Source organism: Stackebrandtia albiflava, assembly GCF_007994225.1.
Taxonomy (GTDB): Bacteria; Actinomycetota; Actinomycetes; order Mycobacteriales; family Micromonosporaceae; genus Stackebrandtia; species Stackebrandtia albiflava.
In genome coordinates this window covers 59,982-77,366 of sequence record NZ_VLLL01000013.1, presented here as the reverse complement: position 1 = coordinate 77,366, position 17,385 = coordinate 59,982, and the positions used below count along the sequence as shown (strand labels likewise).

General features: G+C 70.2%; 14 protein-coding genes. 7 read left to right on the top strand and 7 right to left on the bottom strand.

Annotated elements, in window-relative coordinates:
* Positions 1 to 165: 165 nt before the first annotated feature.
* Positions 166 to 1,686 carry a hypothetical protein gene (locus LX16_RS26240; RefSeq protein ID WP_147144669.1) on the top strand — a complete coding sequence of 507 codons (1,521 nt, stop codon included), beginning with the start codon at positions 166 to 168 and terminating at the stop codon, positions 1,684 to 1,686.
* A gap of 24 nt (positions 1,687 to 1,710) precedes the next feature.
* Here LX16_RS26240 and LX16_RS26235 read toward each other — a convergent pair whose 3' ends face one another.
* Complete coding sequence (locus tag LX16_RS26235; RefSeq protein WP_147144668.1) at positions 1,711 to 2,919, bottom strand: cytochrome P450 family protein; 1,209 nt, start codon at positions 2,917 to 2,919, stop codon at positions 1,711 to 1,713.
* Between the two features lie 115 nt (positions 2,920 to 3,034).
* On the bottom strand, positions 3,035 to 3,223 hold the full coding sequence (locus LX16_RS26230) for a hypothetical protein (RefSeq protein WP_147144667.1): 189 nt from the start codon (positions 3,221 to 3,223) through the stop codon (positions 3,035 to 3,037).
* Positions 3,224 to 3,330: 107 nt separating this feature from the next.
* Between LX16_RS26230 and LX16_RS26225 the strand changes: the two genes are divergently transcribed.
* The 3 genes from LX16_RS26225 (at position 3,331) to LX16_RS26215 (ending at position 8,931) form a co-directional block, all read left to right on the top strand.
* Entirely contained in the window at positions 3,331 to 6,246 is a 2,916-nt protein-coding gene (locus LX16_RS26225) for a lantibiotic dehydratase (RefSeq protein WP_147144666.1), read from the top strand.
* Positions 6,243 to 7,466, top strand: a complete 1,224-nt coding sequence (locus LX16_RS26220; protein ID WP_147144665.1) for a lanthionine synthetase LanC family protein — start codon at positions 6,243 to 6,245, stop codon at positions 7,464 to 7,466. Before LX16_RS26225 ends, LX16_RS26220 begins: the two co-directional genes overlap by 4 nt.
* 130 nt (positions 7,467 to 7,596) lie before the next feature.
* The gene (locus LX16_RS26215) at positions 7,597 to 8,931 is read left to right on the top strand and encodes an ATP-binding protein (RefSeq protein WP_211354789.1); all 1,335 of its coding nucleotides are present in this window, start codon (positions 7,597 to 7,599) and stop codon (positions 8,929 to 8,931) included.
* 57 nt (positions 8,932 to 8,988) lie between these two features.
* Here LX16_RS26215 and LX16_RS26210 read toward each other — a convergent pair whose 3' ends face one another.
* The gene (locus LX16_RS26210) at positions 8,989 to 10,005 is read right to left on the bottom strand and encodes an enoyl-CoA hydratase/isomerase family protein (protein ID WP_244615987.1); all 1,017 of its coding nucleotides are present in this window, start codon (positions 10,003 to 10,005) and stop codon (positions 8,989 to 8,991) included.
* 124 nt (positions 10,006 to 10,129) lie between these two features.
* Between LX16_RS26210 and LX16_RS26205 the strand changes: the two genes are divergently transcribed.
* A complete protein-coding gene (locus LX16_RS26205; protein WP_147144663.1) occupies positions 10,130 to 10,972 on the top strand; it encodes a DUF4352 domain-containing protein in 843 nt (280 codons plus the stop codon).
* On the opposite strand, the gene LX16_RS26200 is transcribed toward LX16_RS26205, so the two are convergent.
* A complete protein-coding gene (locus LX16_RS26200) occupies positions 10,905 to 11,246 on the bottom strand; it encodes a hypothetical protein (protein WP_147144662.1) in 342 nt (113 codons plus the stop codon). The two genes, LX16_RS26205 and LX16_RS26200, sit on opposite strands and share 68 nt — an antisense overlap.
* A gap of 185 nt (positions 11,247 to 11,431) precedes the next feature.
* Positions 11,432 to 13,171 carry a carbon starvation CstA family protein gene (locus LX16_RS26195; protein ID WP_147144661.1) on the bottom strand — a complete coding sequence of 580 codons (1,740 nt, stop codon included), beginning with the start codon at positions 13,169 to 13,171 and terminating at the stop codon, positions 11,432 to 11,434.
* Between the two features lie 110 nt (positions 13,172 to 13,281).
* Here LX16_RS26195 and LX16_RS26190 point away from each other — a divergent pair, with 110 nt between their 5' ends.
* On the top strand, positions 13,282 to 14,058 hold the full coding sequence (locus LX16_RS26190) for a pyridoxamine 5'-phosphate oxidase family protein (RefSeq protein ID WP_147144660.1): 777 nt from the start codon (positions 13,282 to 13,284) through the stop codon (positions 14,056 to 14,058).
* 99 nt (positions 14,059 to 14,157) lie between these two features.
* Here the strand turns inward: LX16_RS26190 and LX16_RS26185 are convergent, their stop codons facing one another.
* Together LX16_RS26185 and arc are read right to left on the bottom strand one after the other, a co-directional pair.
* A complete protein-coding gene (locus tag LX16_RS26185) occupies positions 14,158 to 14,895 on the bottom strand; it encodes a type 1 glutamine amidotransferase (protein WP_244615986.1) in 738 nt (245 codons plus the stop codon).
* A 118-nt stretch (positions 14,896 to 15,013) separates the two neighbouring features.
* Positions 15,014 to 16,807 carry a proteasome ATPase gene (gene arc, locus LX16_RS26180; RefSeq protein ID WP_147144659.1) on the bottom strand — a complete coding sequence of 598 codons (1,794 nt, stop codon included), beginning with the start codon at positions 16,805 to 16,807 and terminating at the stop codon, positions 15,014 to 15,016.
* A 266-nt stretch (positions 16,808 to 17,073) separates the two neighbouring features.
* Between arc and LX16_RS26175 the strand changes: the two genes are divergently transcribed.
* Entirely contained in the window at positions 17,074 to 17,364 is a 291-nt protein-coding gene (locus tag LX16_RS26175; protein ID WP_147144658.1) for a ferredoxin, read from the top strand.
* Positions 17,365 to 17,385: the final 21 nt, after the last annotated feature.

Sequence of the window (17,385 nt, the reverse complement as noted above, 5' to 3'; positions counted from 1 at the left end):
GACTGGTACGCCCCGGCGATTCAAGCAATGCTCACGCCGGACACCTGACACGCCACCGCCGCCCGAACGGGCGGGCCGGCGTGCCCCCGTGGATGCCCTAAAGCCCTTGCGTACCGATGGTGGTGGCTGGGATGTTCGGAACCGGTCCGGAACGAAGGTGGCGTGATGGATTTCGATGCCCGTCCCGGTGCCCGCGCCCCGGCCGCGCACGGCGCCCGGGGGACTCGTCGCGCGGAGACGCCTGAGGCCGCCGGGATGCTGCGGTGGCAGCGACTCGCGGGCAACGCGGCGGTCGCACGGGCGGTGACGCGAACCGAGTCGGTCGATGCGGCCGACAACGTCCTGCCCGGTAGACGTCCCGTCGTGGCGCAACGAGACATCGGGTTCGAGTACGAGGTGAACCGGGAGACGTACCAGGCGGCCACTTCGCCACGGGGGTCGGACCGGGGTCGAAGTTGCGCCGAGCTTCCCCCGTGGGCGGTGCCCGGCGCCCTCGGCAAGGGGGACGTCATCGTCGGGGGTATGGGCGGCGTGCACGCGAAGGTCGACGAGGGCGGACTGTGGCGAACCACGAATCTCGAACTGGAGATCGATCCGGTTCCGGAGACCTCGGCGGGGCGGCGTGTGCTGGTGACCCGGCTGTTCCGTGTCGTCCAGTTCTGTGCCCTGCTGGACGCCCGGTTCCGGGACGGGGAACGGCACGTGTCGGCTGGCGCGATGGCGGAGGTGATGGGCGGGGACGCACCGACGCCGCTACGCCACATGTACGTGTCCGGTGACGTCACCGAGGGCAATCCGCAGGCCACCGCCGGGATCCGGCTGGACCGGCTGGCCACGTTCATGGAGCAGACGGTCGGGTATTCCCGAGCGGCCAAGGCCGCCGACGACGCGGCGGGGCGGCCCCGCTCGCCCACGCGCCTGGAACCGGGATGGATCGGTAGCCCCGCCGAGCCCCACCGGATGGGCGACGCGCCAGGACTCATCGAGGCGGCCTGTCAGGCGCTCGCCGCCGAACGCCTTGTGCCGCAGGGCTTCCCGAGCCGAAGCCTGGTCGGGCTGGCGGGCCTGATCCTGGTCTACCTGCAGAAGGCCGGTAGATACAACATGGAGTACGCCAAGCAGGTCGCGCCACTGTTGGCCCGCACCGATTTCGGCAGCATGTTCGTCGGCGACCTGCCGCGCGCGGAGGCGGCGTGGCTTCGCGGTGACATCACCGGCCGCTGGCTTCGGATCTTCTCCCACGCGCTGGCGGGCGTCCCCGGCGATCTCGACTCCGAGGTGTTCGCTCACACGCCTGGCGACACCGAGCGTGCCGGGTTCACCTTGGAGTTGACGCGGCGGCACTGGCTCGCGCAGATCGCGCGCGGTATGGACCTGCTGACCTCGCACCGGTTCCCGGCAGCCCGTCCGGGTGAGGACCACCTCAAGACCGCCGCACGACGGGCCACGCTTCAAGGCATGGGCGGCCTACGCGATACGCACGACTCGGTGGGGCCCAGTGGAAACGTGGCCGCTCCGGTGTTCGAACTGCGCCGGATCCGTCCGAACCGGACCGCGCCGGAGTTCGCGGAGATCGCCTTGAGCCTGTTCGATCACGTCCGTGCACTCAACGCGGGCACGGATCCGTTGCCGCCGTATGCACATACCCGGATGCCGCCGGGGTTGGACGGCGGGGCCGCCGGGTGACGGTGCGGCTTCGCCGGTCGCCGCTCACCGGGTCAGGCGGACCGGCAGACTCGTCAATCCCCGGATCGCCGGGCTCGCCTTCCAGGCCAGTTCAGCCGGGTCGACGGCGAGCCGGATGTCGGTGAACCCGGTGGACAACCGGGACAGGGCGATCTCGGCCTCCAGTCGGGCCAGGTGCGCCCCCAGGCACAGGTGCCGGCCGTGGCCGAACGCGAGGTGCCGAGTCGGGGACCGCGTGACGTCGAGCCGGTCGGCGTCCGATGTCGCCTCGGGGTCCCGGTTGGCGGCGGTGAGGTTGACCAGGACGAGCCGCCCCGCCGGTATGGCCACACCGTCGAGGACGACGTCGGTCGTGGTGTAACGGCCGGTGGAGTGGGCGGCGGGGCCGTCGTAACGTAGCAGTTCGTCCACGGCCCCGGGTGTCGACGAGGGCCGCTCTCGCAGTCGCGCCCACTGGTCGGGGTGCCGCAGCAGGTGTAGCGCCCCGACAGCGATGAGGTTGACGGTGGTCTCGTGTCCCGCCGACAGCAACAGGAACACGGTCGCGGTGAGTTCGCCGTCGTCGATGTCGCCGGTGTCGCGGGCGGCGATCAGGTCGGTGAGGACGTCGTCGCCGGGGTTCCGCTCCCGGTGGCGGATCGCGTCGGTCACGCCGGTGCGCACCGTCTCGGCGGCCGCCGGGTCGCCCGGGGCGTCCGACAACCGTTGCAGGGCCGCCACCATCGGTGGAATCCGGGCGGGCGGAGCACCGAGAAGCGTCAGGATCACCCGTAGTGGGAGGATTCCCGCGAACTCACCGATCAGGTCGGCCTCAGCGGACAGTCCGTCGAGCAGTTCGTCGGTCACGCCGGTGATCCACGGCCGTGCGGCCCGGACACGGTCGGCGGTGAAGTGCCTCGCCACGACGGTGCGCAGCCGCCGGTGTGCGTCGCCGTCGGCGACGCCCATGTGGCGGTCGCCGTCGAAGCGGGGCAGGTCGGCACGGTGGCCGGGGTCGTTGGAGAAGCGCGGGTCGGTGAACACGGTGCGGGCGGCCCGGTATCCGGTCACCACCGCCACCGGGCGGCCGTCGGGGAGGGTGGCGGCGTGGACGGTTCCGGATCTCCGCAACCCCTCGTACAGGGGGAACGGGTCGGCGCGCAGCGTGTCGGGGAGTTCTCCGTAACGCGCGAGAACCGATGCGACGGTGTGGTGGTCCACCGGGCAGGTGGGGTCGGCGGGGCGCTTCGCCACGGCTCGCCTCTTCGGGGGTGGGGGTGGGTCACCGGTGGGGTCGGTGGGTGGGGGTGTGAGGTGCCGGGTCGTGCGGTGCGGTCCACCGGTGGCCGGTGGACCGCACGGCGGTGTCCTACCAGCAGGAGGGGCAGCGCGAGGCGCTCCAGTAGGTGACGCAGGTGGAGGTCGCGCTTCCCTTGCGGAGGCGCTCGTCACCGGTCTCCATTGCGAGGCCCTGGCCGGGTTCGGACAGGTCGAAGTCGAGGTCGGTCAGGGCGTCGGGTTCCAGTACGGCGAGGCGTCCGGTGTCGATGTCTTGCATCGGGAACTCCAATCATGCAAGCTGGGCGGATGTGTGACCCAGCGCTTACCCAGCGGATGCTACCACGGTGCGACCGCGCGATCACCATCCGTTATGGACGGTGAGTCGTGGGACGCTTCCGCATCGGCGACCGACTGCTGGTCCGCGCCTCCCCCTGGGAGCCGGGACGCCTTCCCGCCGAACCGGACTCCGATCCGGAGGCCGACATCGACGCGTGCAGACGTCTACTCGCCGACTGCGCCGCGGACTCCGAGTTCGTCGCTGCACTGTGGACCGTCAGTCCCGACACCGCGCACGCCCTGACCTCCGGCGGTTGGCCGCGGCCGGCCCGGTTGGCGATGACGGTGTCCCGGTACCTGTTGCGCGCCAGGTCGAGGGCGACACCACTGGGTGAACTCGCCGGAGTCATGGCGGGCGACTTCGGAAGCGGCGGCGAGTGGTCGGTGAAGGCACCGCATCGTCGGTACGTCAGAGCGGACAGTCGGTGGGCCGCCGAGGTCGCCGCGCGGTGGGCTCCCGGCGACCCCGACGCCACCGTGTGGGCGCATCCGTTGTGCCGCCGCCGCGCTGATCGGTACGTGACACCCACCTCCGACGGCAGGGAGGCATCGGTCTCGGCGAACCCGCTGGTCACGGCCGTCCTGACCAGCGCGACGCGACCACTTCGGCGACCGGACCTCCTCGCCGCCGTCGTGGCGGCTCTCCCCCGGGTTCCGGCCGAGGCGGTCGACAAGGCGGTGGCGGGCCTTGTCCGATACGGCTTCCTGCTGTCCGACACCGCCGGGACCTCGACAGATGTCGATCCACTGGCGGTCTTTCGGCGCATCCCGTCGCCGGACGCCCGATGGGATCGGCTGGCCGAGGCCACGGAGACGTACCGGGCCGCACCGCCGGAGGAGGCGGGCGCCGCCCGGCACGGCATGGTCGAGGCGATGCGGGAGATCCACCCGGAGGCCGCGACACCACAGGTCGACCTGGTGCTCAACGGTTCGGCCCGGCTGCCGAGCGGAGTGGCGGAGGAGATCGGTCGCTTGGTGGACGTGTTGTGGCGGCTGTCGCCCGCCCGGTCGGCGGCGGCGGGACTGTGGCGGTTCCACTCGGACTTCCTGGAGCGGTACGGGGCGGGCCAGGTGGTTCCGGTACTGACCGCGCTGGATCCGGTGCGCGGCATAGGGCCACCGGCGGGTTACCCGGGCGGCCCCCGACTCGACCCGGCGGGGCGGGACGACGACGCGGCGGTGGCGCGGTTGGCGTGGGAGGCGGTCGTGTCCGGTTCCGGCGAGGTGGTGCTGACGGACTCCGACGTCGCGGGCCTGGACGAGGATCCCGGCGCACCGGCGTGGCGGTCCCTCGATGTGACCGTACAGGTGTTGGCAGAGGATACCGCCGCCGTGGAGGCGGGTGACTTCCTGCTGATTCCGGCGCCGGACGCGCTGTCCCGCCGCGCGGGCCAGGTGTTCGGCCGGTTCGCCGACCACCTCGCGCTGACGGACCCGCTGCGGCGGGAGTTCGCGGCCGACGAACGGGAGGGCGGGGTCCGGCAGGTGCAGTTGCGGTACCGCCCGAACGACGCGCGTATCGGCAACGTGAGCCGGGTGCCGGTGCTGACCTCCCATTGGTTGAGTGTGGACGATCCGGCCGCGGGTGGCCTCGACCTGTCGGACGTCGGCGTGTACGCGGGTCCGGATTCGCTACACGTGGTGCTGATGTCCACCGGTGAGGAGATCGAGCCCGCGCAACTGCACATGGCCAACCCCGTCCGGTACGCGCCGATGCCGGCCCGGTTCCTGTCCGAAGTGGAGTTGCTGAACTCGCGCGCGGTGACGCCGTGGCGCTGGCGGGGACTGGAGAACCTGCCGCACCTGCCCCGGGTGCGATACGGCCGCAGCGTGCTGTGCCCGGCGCGGTGGCTGCCGCCGCCACACCGCGACGGCGACTGGATCCCGCAGTGGCGGCGGCGGTCGCGGGTGCCTCGGCACGTCGTGCTGTACAGCGGTCACCAACGCCTCTCGCTGGACCTGGAACACCGCTGGCATCGACGCCTGCTGACCGACGAGCTGACCCGGCGGCCCGGCGGCGCCGTCTTCGAGGACCTCACCGCCGACGGCCGGCTCGGTTGGAGCGGCGGAACGGTCCACGAGGTCACCGCCATGGCGTTCGCCGACCGGGACCACCGTCGGCGGCCGCGGCCTTCCCGTCCACGGACCGCACCGGTCCCCACACCGATCCCGCCCGGCGGGGACTGGCTCTACCTGCGGATGTACACCGAGGCGGCGGCGGTCGAGGCGTTGCTGTCGGAGGTGGCCGCGTCGCTGTTGCCGGACTTCCCGGAGTGGTTCTTCGTGCGGTACCCCTCGCCCGGTCACCATCTGCGCGTCAGGGTCCACGACACGCCGGATCGGCTCGGGGCGCTCGTATCCCGGCTTCCGGACTGGACTCGGCGGGCACGGGAGGCTGGCCTGGTCGGTGAGATCGAGATCGGTGAGTACCGGCCGGAGACCCACCGGTACGGTGCGGGTCCGGCGTTGCGGGCGGCCGAGCGGGTGTTCGCCGCCGACACGGACCTGGTGGTGCGTCAGCTCTCGGATGGGACGTGGCGGTCGGCGGGGGTGTCCCGGGAGGTCCTGACCGCGTGGAACTGCCTGGCGGTGCTGGCGGCCCTCGACTTCGACGACTGGGACCGTCGCCTCCTGCGGTGGATTCCCGCCGAGTCCCGGCGGCACGTGCCGAGGGCGGACCTCCGGGCGGTACGCGGGTTGCCGACCGGCCCGGCGGCGGTACCGCGCCCGGACCCGGCCGGCGTTCCCGGTTCCACGGCGGGCTGGAGTGGCCTGGCGTCGGCCCTGGTCGTGTACCGGCACGCGTTGGAGGAGGGGGGCGGCCCGGATCCCGCCACCGTCTCACTGGACCTGCTCCACATGCACGCCAATCGGATGCTGGGACCCGACCCGGCGGCGGAACGGCGGGTGCTGTCGTTGTTGCGTGAACTGGTACACGGTCACACCGCCCGGCGGCGGTCGTGAACCCGGCGGGCCGCCGTGCCGAGGCGGCGCGCGTCGTCCGGATCGTCGCCGAGCGACTCCGGAACCCGGCGCACGTCAAGGCGGTCACCGTGGCGGCCACCGGTGACGGTGGCGACGCCGCCACGTCGGCCTGGCGCGATCTGTCACTGTCGGCGGGTTTCGCGGGGGTCGCGTTGCTCTACGCCGAGTTGTCGGCGACCGAACCGGAGTGGCGTACCGTCCTGCACGACCACTTGACCGCCGTGGTCGCCGCCGCGCGCGACGACGTGACACCGGGCGCCTTCGGCGGCAGGGGTGCCGCCCTGGTCGCGTTGCGGGCGGCGCGCCGCGCGACCGGCGACTACCGTGCGGCGGAACGCAAGATGGCCGCCGCCGTGGAGACGGCCCTGGCACGGGCCGTGCGCCGCCCGATTCCCACCCCCGTGGCGTTCCCCGACTACGACGCCGTGGCGGGACCGTCCGGTGTGCTGGGGTTGGTGGAGGCGGGTTCCGCGACGGCGCGCGACACCGTGGAATGGCTGTCCCGGCTGTGCACCTCCACAGGGGACCGTCCTGGCTGGTGGGTGGAACACGGACCGAATCCGCACGTCGCGCCACCCGACGGCGGCCACGGCAATCTGGGACTCGCCCACGGCGCCGCCGGGATCCTCGCGGCGCTGGCACGCGCCCCCGACGGTACCGGTGGCGGCGGTCGTGCGGCCGCCCACCGGCTGGCGGACTGGCTGCTGGCGCACCGGCGGGTGGACGGGTTCGGGCCGTGGTGGCCGATGTTCGTCACCGACGACTCGGCGACCGACCGGGTACGGCCCGCGCCGACCTGGTGTTACGGCGCACCGGGCATCGCCGTCGCTCTGCGGTCGGCGGCGGACCGGTTCGACCGGCCGGAGTTGCGGGAGGCCGCCGACGAGGCGGTCGCGGCGGCGCTGGAGGCGCCGGTGTCGTTGCCGGACAACGGACTGTGTCACGGCTGGGCGGGCCTGGCCCACGTGCTGTGGCGGGTCGACGCCGACCGGTACCGCGACACGACCGAGACGGCGATGGACAGGGTGCTGCACGGGTTCACCGAGGACGCCGCGTTCGGTTTCCGGTGTCACGGCGACACCGGCGACTTCGACCACCCGGGGTTCCTGGAGGGTGCGGCGGGCACCGCCTTGGCCCTGCACCGGTACGCCGTCGGGGAGCCGCCCCGCAGCGGCTGGGACGACGTCCTGCTGTTGTGAGGGTTCGCAGACCGTAGGACCACGGTCGCCCTTCGCCACTTCGCGGTGCCGGGTTTCCGCGCGACGACCGCCGCCTCGGCGACGACTCCGGAGTAACGCCTATATCGATGTCCGTAAAATCCGCCATGATTTGGCGGATATTCCGCCATACTATGGCGGAATATCCGCCATAGTGCCGCTGAATCGACAGGAGCCGGACATGCGTGATCCCGACGCACTCATCCATCGACACCTCGCTTCGACCGTGACGGAACGTCTGGCTGAATCTCCGGTGGTCGTCCTGACCGGCATTCGCACGGTGGGGAAGAGCACGCTTCTGCATGCCTGTGCACGCACCCGGGGGGTGGCGGTGACCGACCTGGACGATCTTGCGACTCTCGACCACGTACGGGCGGACCCGAGCGCCTACATCGCCGGACGGACGGAACCGGTGTGTATCGACGAGTTTCAGCACCTACCCGATCTGCTGTACGCCATCAAAGCCGAACTCAATACGGACTTTCGCTTCGGACGGTTCCTGTTGACCGGATCGACCCGGTACACGATGCTGCCACGTGCCGCACAGGCACTCACCGGCCGCGCCCACATAATGAACATCTGGCCGTTGTCACAGGGTGAGCTACTCGGCCGAAGGGAGTCCTTCATCGACACCATGCTCTTGGACGCGAAGGCGCTGGGGGCGGCACCGGATGCGGGTACCACTCGGGAAAGGTACTCCGAAGCGATTCTGGCCGGAGGAATGCCGATCGGTCTCGCCGCGGCCAACGACCGGGCACGCGGTAGATACTTCGACGACCTCATCGACCTCATCGTGTTGCGAGACGTCATGGATATTCGCCGGGTGCGACAACGTGGTGTCCTGCAAAGCCTGACTCGCCACCTAGCCGCACGAACGGGGCAGATCCTCAACGTCGCCGACATCGCGAACTCGATGGGCCACGATGCCAGAACCCTTCACGACTATGTGCAACTGCTGGAGTCGGTATTCCTGGTACACCGCCTGGAGGCATACGGCCGCACTCTGGGCAGTAGATTGTCCCGGTCACCCAAGGTGCATTTCGTGGACAGTGGGCTGGCCGCCCATCTGCTGGGAGTCACCCGTCGCAAACTGGAACTCCGGAAGCCGACCACCATGTCGGAGTTCGGGCATCTCGTCGAGACGTTCGCGGTCAACGAGATACTGAAACAGGCCGGATGGGCCGAGACGTCGGTGACCTTCAGCCACCTCCGCACGCACAACCAACGGGAGGTGGACCTGGTGATCGAGGCTCGGGACGGCACCACCGCCGGGGTGGAGGTGAAAGCCGCCGGGACCGTCAAGGACTCCGACTTCGACGGGCTCCGGCTGCTGCGTGACAGACTCGGCGACGACTTCACGGCGGGCGTCGTGCTGAACCTCGGCCGACGTTCATATCGGTACGAGGATCGCATGTACGTCGTCGCGATGGAGCGGCTGTGGGCCTGAGCCCGGCCGGGCCACATGGATTGCGGACGGCCAGTGGATGCACCGGCCCGGTCGCCGTCAGCCGAACATCGCGTCCACTTCGGAGCGATCGACCTCGGTCAGGTCGCCGTGCCGCCAGACCGGGGAGTCCCGGTCCACCAGGACGGCGCGGACGCCTTCGACGAAGTCGGGTTCCGTCGCGAACGCGGCACCCAGCCGGAGGTCCTGCGCCAGGACCTCGGGAAGCGTCATCGTCGCGGCCCGGCGTATCGCCCGCAACGTGACCGTCACCGACAGGGGCGACCGGGACGCCAGCACGTCCGCCGCCCGCCGGGCGGCCGGTTCCGGCCTGCCCCGCAGCCGGGACAGGATCTCCACCGGGTCGTCTCCCCGGTAGCACTCGTCGATCCACTCGCGCGCCGCGGCGATGTCGGCGGCCGGCACGGGGTGGTCGGGCACGGTCACCGGTTCCCCATCGGCCCACCGGTCCAGGAAGCCATCGACCTCCACGGTGGGCACGACGGCGTCGGCGAGTCCGCAGTACACCGCGTCGGCGCCCGACACCGGGAGCCCGGTGAGGGCCATGTGGGTGCCGGCCTCACCGGGAGCCCGCGACAACAGGTGGAGGCCGCCCACGTCGGGAAAGAAACCGATCGCCGTCTCCGGCATGGCGACCTTCGACCGCTCGGTGGCCAGCCGCACCGATCCGTGCGCCGAGACGCCGACTCCCCCGCCCATCGTGACACCGTCCATGACCGCCACGAACGGCTTGGGGTACTCGGCGATGTCCCGGTTGAGGGCGTACTCCGCGCGCCAGAACTCCTCGGGCGCCGAGGTGCCCTCGATGACGGCGTCGCGGATCGCCCGCACGTCGCCTCCGGCACACAGTCCCCGGTCGCCCGCGCCGTCGACCACGACGGCGGACACCGAGTCGTCGGCCGCCCACTCGGCGAGCCGTGTCCGCATCGCGGTCACCATGCCCAGGGTGAGGGCGTTGATCGCCTTCGGACGGTGCAACCGGATGCGCCCCAGGACGCCGTGGCGCGCGAACAGCACCTCGTCGTCTCCCGGGCCACTCGGCGAGAACGTCACCACGCGGACTCCCTTCTCCGTCCCACTCGTCGACCGCCCCACGCTATCCCCCGTCCGCCCCCATCCCTCCCCCGGTCCGGAGTACGCTCGAATGAGAAGGTAATCACTATCTGACGGAGAGTGCGCCATGACCGCGCAACCGTCTCCCGGTGAATCGGACGGACCCGTTCGTCCCGATGCAAACCCCACCCCGCCGACACCCGCAGGCCAGCCGCCGGGGTGGTACGCGCCACCGGCACAACCCTGGCCACAGGCTCCGCCTCCGTACTGGAATCAGGGTCAACCGCCGCCCGGTGCCGGAATCCCGCCACCACCGCCGCCGAAGAAGCGCCACACCGGTCTGTTCGTGCTGCTGGGAGTGGTCGGAGTCGTGCTTCTGCTCGGCATCGTGGCGATCGGGGTCGTGGTCGCCACGACCGGATCCGACACCTCGGACGACACGGCGGAGGAGGGTACCGAGGAGGGTCCCGCCGGCCGAGTGCCCACGACCGAGCTGCCCGGCATCGGAGAAGAGGCCGAGGACGGCACCTTCGCGTTCACCGTCAACCAGGTACAGACCGGCGTGCCCTCCGTCGGCGACGAGTTCACCGGCACCAGCGCGCAAGGCGAGTACGTCGTCATCGATCTGAACGTCCGCAACATCGGTGACTCTCCGGCAACCGTCTACGACACCGATCAGTACCTGATCGACTCCGCGGGTCAGACGTACAACGTCGACAGCGACGCCACATTCGCCGTCGATCCCGAGGCGGCCTGGTACAACGACATAAATCCCGGCAACCAGGTGATCATGCCGCTGGTGTACGACGTACCGCCGGGAACCGACATCGACCGGCTCGAACTGCACGACTCGACGTTCTCGGACGGGGTCGAGGTGAGCATCGCCCAGTTAGTCGCATCGATCACGCGACGCGCGGACCATCGTTCGGCGCGTCACGTGGCTGTCTGGAACCATCGCACTCGGGGGTGAGGAGGGTACGGGCGGTGGCGGGGGTCAGTGGGCGGGAACGGCTCAGGATACGGCCGTCCACGATCAGGGTCCACGGGGTCGTGGCGAGCACCGCGACCCGGCATGCCGCGAGGGGACCGGTGCCGTTGCGGCGGGCCGCCCGGTAGACGGTCGGCAGCAGGTAGAGGCTGTTGCGCGGGTCCACCAGTTGCACGTCCACGTCCCCGGGAACCGCCGCGCGTACGGCGGCCAGGACGTCGGCGACCTGTCGGCGTTCCCCCGCCGGTGCGGTCACCGCGGTGGCGCCCGGATCCGCTGCGGGGTGCCGGTGGCGGCCGGGGTCTTCCTCCCCGACTCCGAGCGCATCCGCGGTACCGGCGCAGCAGCCACCGGGCGTGGTGCCCCGCCATGGACCGACCAGCGTGACGTGCCGTCGCGGCCCGGTTCGGACCGGGCCGCGACTCGGCTCGTCGTCGCCGGTCATTCGGTGTGGCCCGGCGCGTCCGCGGTGGCGGCCGGGACGTCGGGTTCACCGTCACCCCGCCGCGCGAAGGCGCGGCGCAGTGCGATCCCGGCCTCCACGATGAGCCACATCGCCAGGACGAATATGAGCGCGTCGAGGGGCGCGAGGACCCATTCCCGCTGTTCGATGAAGTTGATCAGGTTCGCCACCAGCGCCCACGACGTCATGATCAGCAGGAACACGAGCGGGATCATGACGGCGAGCGGGTTGCGGCGGCGTTTGGTCACCCACACGGCGACGACGGCCAGCGCGAGTCCCGCCGTGAGCTGGTTGGTGGTGCCGAACAACTGCCACAACACGCCGAAGGTGTAGCCGGACTCGCCTCCACCGGGCAGCAACGCCATCGCGAGTGGGATCGCCACGGCGATGACGCTCGCCAGGGTGAGGTTCCTCGCCAGCAACCGCCACTTCAGGATCTCCCCGATCTCCTGGACGACGTAACGCTGCAGGCGGACACCGGTGTCCATGGTGGTCGCCGCGAAGGAGATGACGACCACGGCCGCGAAGATGACCGCCAGGTCCAACGGGATTCCGAGGTTGTTGGCGAACACGGCGACACCGTTGACGAAGTTGCCGGTGGCTCCGCCGGAGGCCGTCGCGAAGTCGCTGTAGAGGGCGTCCCATTCGATCTGGGTGGCGGCCACGCCCGCCGTCACCGCCAGGACCGATCCCAGGGCCAGGCTGCCCTCGCCCAACGCGCCCATGTAACCGACGTATCGGCCGTCGGTCTCCTTGTCGAGCTGTTTCGAGGTGGTCCCCGACGACACCAGCGCGTGGAATCCCGATATCGCACCACAGGCGACGGTGATGAACAGGAAGGGGAAGATACCGGGTGATCCGTCGGGTACGTCGTTGAACACCGGGGCGACGATCGTGTTCATCCCGACGATGATGCCGAGCAGGATGACTCCCAACGCGATGAACAGCTGGTGGGAGTTGATGTAGTCGCGCGGCTGCAGCAGCATCCACACCGGTATGCGCGAGGCGATGAGGGTGTAGACGAACAGGATGATCACCCACAGGTCGCGGGGTTGGGCGAAGCCCAGGCCCTCCGCGAGCGGGGTGATGTCCACGGGTACCTGCTGTCCCACCCAGATGAGCAGGTACAGGCCGATGACACCGATGATCGACGGGATCAGGGCCGCGGTGCGCTTGCGGTAGATGTACTGGCCGATCGCGATGGCGAGCGGGATCTCGACGAAGATCGGGATGACCGCGCCCGGGTTCGCCACCAGGAGGTTGCCGATGACGACGGCGAACACCGCGTTGACGAGCGTCAACAGGAAGAAGATGATCAGGAGGAACAGGGTGCGTGCCCGCCGGCCGATCACGTCGCGGGCGAGTGTGCCGATGCTCTGAGCCTTGTGCCGGACCGACACGGCGAGTGCGCCGAAGTCGTGGACTCCGGCCGCGAAGATGGTGCCGAGCACGATCCAGGCCAGTGCGGGTCCCCAACCCCAGAAGACCGCGATGGCGGGCCCGACGATGGGCGCGGCACCCGCCACCGAGGTGAAGTGGTGCCCGAAGACGACGTGTTTGTTCGTCGGGACGAAGTCCACCCCGTCCGAGAACTCGTGCGCGGGGGTGATGAAGTCCGGGTCGAGCCCGTACACCCGAGCGGCGAGATAGCGCGAGTAGTAGATGTATCCGACGGCGAATGCCGCGAGAACGGCTACGGCGACGACGATGGCGGGCATGGCGCTCCTCCGGTCATCGGACGCGACCCGGGCGAGCGCGCCCCGATACTGCGTCGTGATCGTAATATAGATCACATCCGATTCGCAACGCCTACCGAGCGGAGTGGACATTGGCCGAGTCGTGGCGGCCGGCGCTGAACGCGGCGGCGGTGGCGGAACTTTTCTGGCGTCCGGGATCCGGCTCGCCGCAGGCGGGCGTGGTGACGCCGCTGATCTGGGAGGACCTTCCCACCGTCGCGTTCACCTACGCCGACGCGGCCGTGGCGCGTTCGGTGGCGGGTGCGGCACGGGTCGCCGTCTCGCTGACGGATCGACGCCTGTCCGGTGAGGCGTGGCGGCCCATGGTGATGACCGGACGTCCCGAACTGGTCGAGGACCCCAGAGGCGTGGTCTTCTCCGGTCCGTTGCTGCCGCAGGAACTCCGGAAGCATCCGCCGTCGCGGACACTGGCGGATTCGATGCTGCTCAGGCGGGAGCACTGGTGGTTCGTGCCGCGACTGCTGCTGCGGCTGCGGGACGTCCGGGTGACGCCGTCGACGGCCCGGGCACCCGCCGACGCGGTGCTGGCCCGGTTCGGGGACGGCGTGACGGTGTGCCCGGTACGGATCGCGCGTTCCTCGGGTCGCCGCCACGATCTGCTGCCGTCGCACGGGCCGCCGCCCGCCCCCGGGGAGGCGGTGCTGCTGCGCCACGACTTCAGCGAACCGGACCGGGAACGCGACTGCCGGTGGACCGCGACGGGCCGCTGGGACGGCACCGCGCTGACCGCCGAGGCACAGTACGGCGACACGACTCTGCCGGGGCCGTTGAGCCTGCCCGCCCGGATCCGCCGCCAGTACCGGTTGTCGCGGGACTGCCGTCGGCAACTCGCGGCCGTGGAGGTCTGACCCGCGCCGTACCCGTCAGCGGGCGAGAAGACGTGCCGGAGCCGGGTGACGGGTCTCCGTCCAGTGAGGAGCGACGTCACCCGGCTCGAACGGCGACGTTCAGGAACCCGGACGAGTCGCGGATTCGGTGACGATGTCGGCGAACCGGTCGATCACCTTCCGCCACACCAGGCCGGCGGCGGGTTCGTTGGTCATCGCGACGTGGTGCAGCTCCGAACGGTCGAAGCCCTGGGCGGCCAACCGTTCGGCGTCGAAGCTGAGGATGCGGTCGGGATTGACCTCCGGGTGGAACTGCACCCCCCACGCCACCGGTCCGACCCGGAACGCCTGGTACGGACACCGGTCGGTCTCGGCGAGCCACACCGCGTCCGGCGGCAGTTTCGTGATCGCGTCGACGTGGTGTTCGATGGCGGGCACGACGTCGGGAAGCCCACCGAACAGGGCGTCCTCGGAGGCCTCGGCGCGGAGCCGGATCGGAGTGCTGCCGTACTCGGGTGCGCCGACGTCACCCTCGACGACACCGCCCGCGACGTGGGCGAGCAGTTGCCCGCCCAGGCAGATGCCCAGCACGGGCACCTGCCGGTCGAGCGCCTGCCGGACCAGGGCGCGGGTGGCGGCCAGCCACGGCGCCCGTGTGTCCTCGTCGGGGAGGAATCCGCCGCCGAGCACGATCACCGCGGCGTGGTCGAGTTCCGCGGGCGGCGGCATCTCGTAGCCGTGGACCACGTCGAGGGTGAGCCCGGCGTCGATCAGCCAGTCGGCGACCCGGCGTGGGCCACCGGTCGGGGTGTTCTGGACGACCAGCACTCGGCCGGTCGGTGGGGCTGCTTCAGTCACGTCGGTCAAGGTACCGGTTCCGGTCCAAGCCCGTAACCACCACCGTTCACCGGCGCGCCGGAACGCCGGACACGGCCGGAGGCCGGAACACACGGTTCCGGCCTCCGTCGTCGATGTTCTACAGGTACTGACCGGTGTTGTTGACCGTGTCGATGGAGCGTCCGGACTCGTCGCCCTTGCCTCCGGAGACGAGGGTGCGGATGTAGACGATCCGTTCACCCTTCTTGCCGGAGATCCGCGCCCAGTCGTCCGGGTTGGTGGTGTTCGGAAGGTCCTCGTTCTCCCGGAACTCGTCGACGCAGGCGTCCAGCAGGTGGTGCAGCCGGATGCCGCGCTGGCCGGAGTTCAGGAAGTCCTTGATGGCCATCTTCTTCGCACGGTCCACGATGTTCTGGATCATCGCGCCGGAGTTGAAGTCCTTGAAGTACAGGACCTCCTTGTCTCCGTCGGCGTAGGTGACCTCCAGGAAACGGTTCTCCTCGGTCTCGGCGTACATCCGCTCGACCGCCGCCTGGATCATCTCCTGGACGCACGCCTCGCGGCTGCCGCCCTGCTCGGAGACGTCGTTGTCGTTCAACGGCAGGTCCGTCGTGATGTACTTGGAGAAGATGTCACGCGCCGACTCGGCGTCGGGACGCTCGATCTTGATCTTGACGTCCAACCGGCCGGGACGCAGGATCGCCGGGTCGATCATGTCCTCACGGTTCGACGCGCCGATGACGATGACGTTCTCCAGGCCCTCGACACCGTCGATCTCGGACAACAGCTGCGGAACGATCGTGTTCTCCACATCGGATGACACGCCCGAGCCGCGGGTGCGGAACACCGAGTCCATCTCGTCGAAGAACACGATGACCGGCTGCCCCTCGCTGGCCTTCTCACGGGCCCGCTGGAACACCAGACGGATGTGTCGTTCGGTCTCACCGACGTACTTGTTGAGCAGTTCGGGGCCCTTGATGTTGAGGAAGTAGCTCTTCCCCCGCGTGTCGGCGTTCTGCTCGTCGCCACGCGCCTCGGCGACCTTCTTGGCCAGCGAGTTGGCGACCGCCTTGGCGATGAGGGTCTTGCCGCAACCGGGCGGCCCGTACAACAGGATGCCCTTGGGCGGACGCAACCGGTACTCGGCGAACAGCTCGGCGTGCAGGAACGGGAGTTCCACCGCGTCGCGGATCAACTCGATCTGGCCGTCGAGGCCGCCGATCGACTCGTAGTCGACGTCGGGCACCTCCTCCAGGACCAGTTCCTCGACCTCGCTCTTCTGGATCCGCTCGTAGGCGTAACCGGCGCGGGGTTCCACAAGCAGCGAGTCGCCGGCGCGCAGCGGCGCGTTGACGAGCGAGTCGGCCAGGAAGACCACCCGTTCCTCGTCGGCGTGCGAGGTGACCAGCGCCCGGTCGGGGTGGCCCTCGTCGTTCTCCAACAGTTCCTTCAAGGTCACGACGTCGCCGGCGCGCTCGAACCCGAGGTTCTCCACGACGTTGAGCGCGTCGTTGAGCAGCACCTCCTGGCCACGGCGCAGGCTGTCCGGGTCGATGGACGGCGACAGTGCGACACGCATCTTCCTGCCACCGGTGAAGACGTCGACCGTGCCGTCCTCGCGCATCTCGATGAACACGCCGTACCCGCTGGGCGGCTGGGCAAGGCGGTCGATCTCCTCCTTGAGGGTCACAATCTGCTCACGCGCGTCCCGCAGGGTGGCGACCAGCCGCTCGTTCTGCTCGGACATCTTCTCGATCTGCGCCTGGGTGGCTGCCAGACGCTCCTCCAACAGGCGGACGTGACGCGGCGTCTCGGTCAGTTTCCGGCGCGCGAGCGCCAGTTCCTCCTGCAAGTACGCGACCTGGGTGGAGAGGTCTTGGCTTTCCCGCTCCCAACGGCTGCCGCGGGCTTGCTCGTCGTCGTTACGTGGCATTTCGTCCCACCTCTCACTAGAGGATCCTGCCTTAACCGTAGCCGGTTGTGAGCGAACAGGATAAGCCGCGACACCGACGTTTCGCCAGCGCGTCGTCGCTTAGGGCTGTCGCCGCCCCACTGCGCGTCGCCCGATCGGCGCGGCTCGGCGTCGCCGCAGGTCCGGCGCGCGACGCCGGGACGCCCGCCCTCCTCGGCCGCCGCGACGGCCCGATCCGCCACCGCTCGCCTCGGACGCGCCGGGAGGCGGCCCATAGGGTGGGGTGCATGACCTCCCACGACGACGGACTCGACGTTCACATCGACCAGGACCTGTGCACCGGCGACGGCCTGTGCGTGCAGTACGCGCCCGCGGTCTTCGAGTTCGACATCGACGGATTGGCGTACGTGAAGGCGGCGGACGGTGAGTTGCGCACCGCTCCCGGAGCGCGGGTACCGGTGCCGGCGCGGCTGCGCCTGGACGTCCTCGACGCCGCGAAGGACTGCCCCGGGGAGTGCATACACGTCACCGACGGGGCGGGGCGCGCGGTGGCGGGACCGCTCGCGGCCGAGGTGTGAGTGTCGGAATTCCGACAGACC

Excerpts from the sequence above, each read along its gene's own strand:
- LX16_RS26240 (WP_147144669.1), top strand. The coding sequence starts at position 166 with ATGGATTTCGATGCCCGTCCCGGTGCCCGCGCCCCGGCCGCGCACGGC.
- LX16_RS26230 (WP_147144667.1), bottom strand. The coding sequence starts at position 3,223 with ATGCAAGACATCGACACCGGACGCCTCGCCGTACTGGAACCCGACGCC.
- LX16_RS26205 (WP_147144663.1), top strand. The coding sequence starts at position 10,130 with ATGACCGCGCAACCGTCTCCCGGTGAATCGGACGGACCCGTTCGTCCC.
- LX16_RS26195 (WP_147144661.1), bottom strand. The coding sequence starts at position 13,171 with ATGCCCGCCATCGTCGTCGCCGTAGCCGTTCTCGCGGCATTCGCCGTC.
- arc (WP_147144659.1), bottom strand. The coding sequence starts at position 16,807 with ATGCCACGTAACGACGACGAGCAAGCCCGCGGCAGCCGTTGGGAGCGG.
- LX16_RS26175 (WP_147144658.1), top strand. The coding sequence starts at position 17,074 with ATGACCTCCCACGACGACGGACTCGACGTTCACATCGACCAGGACCTG.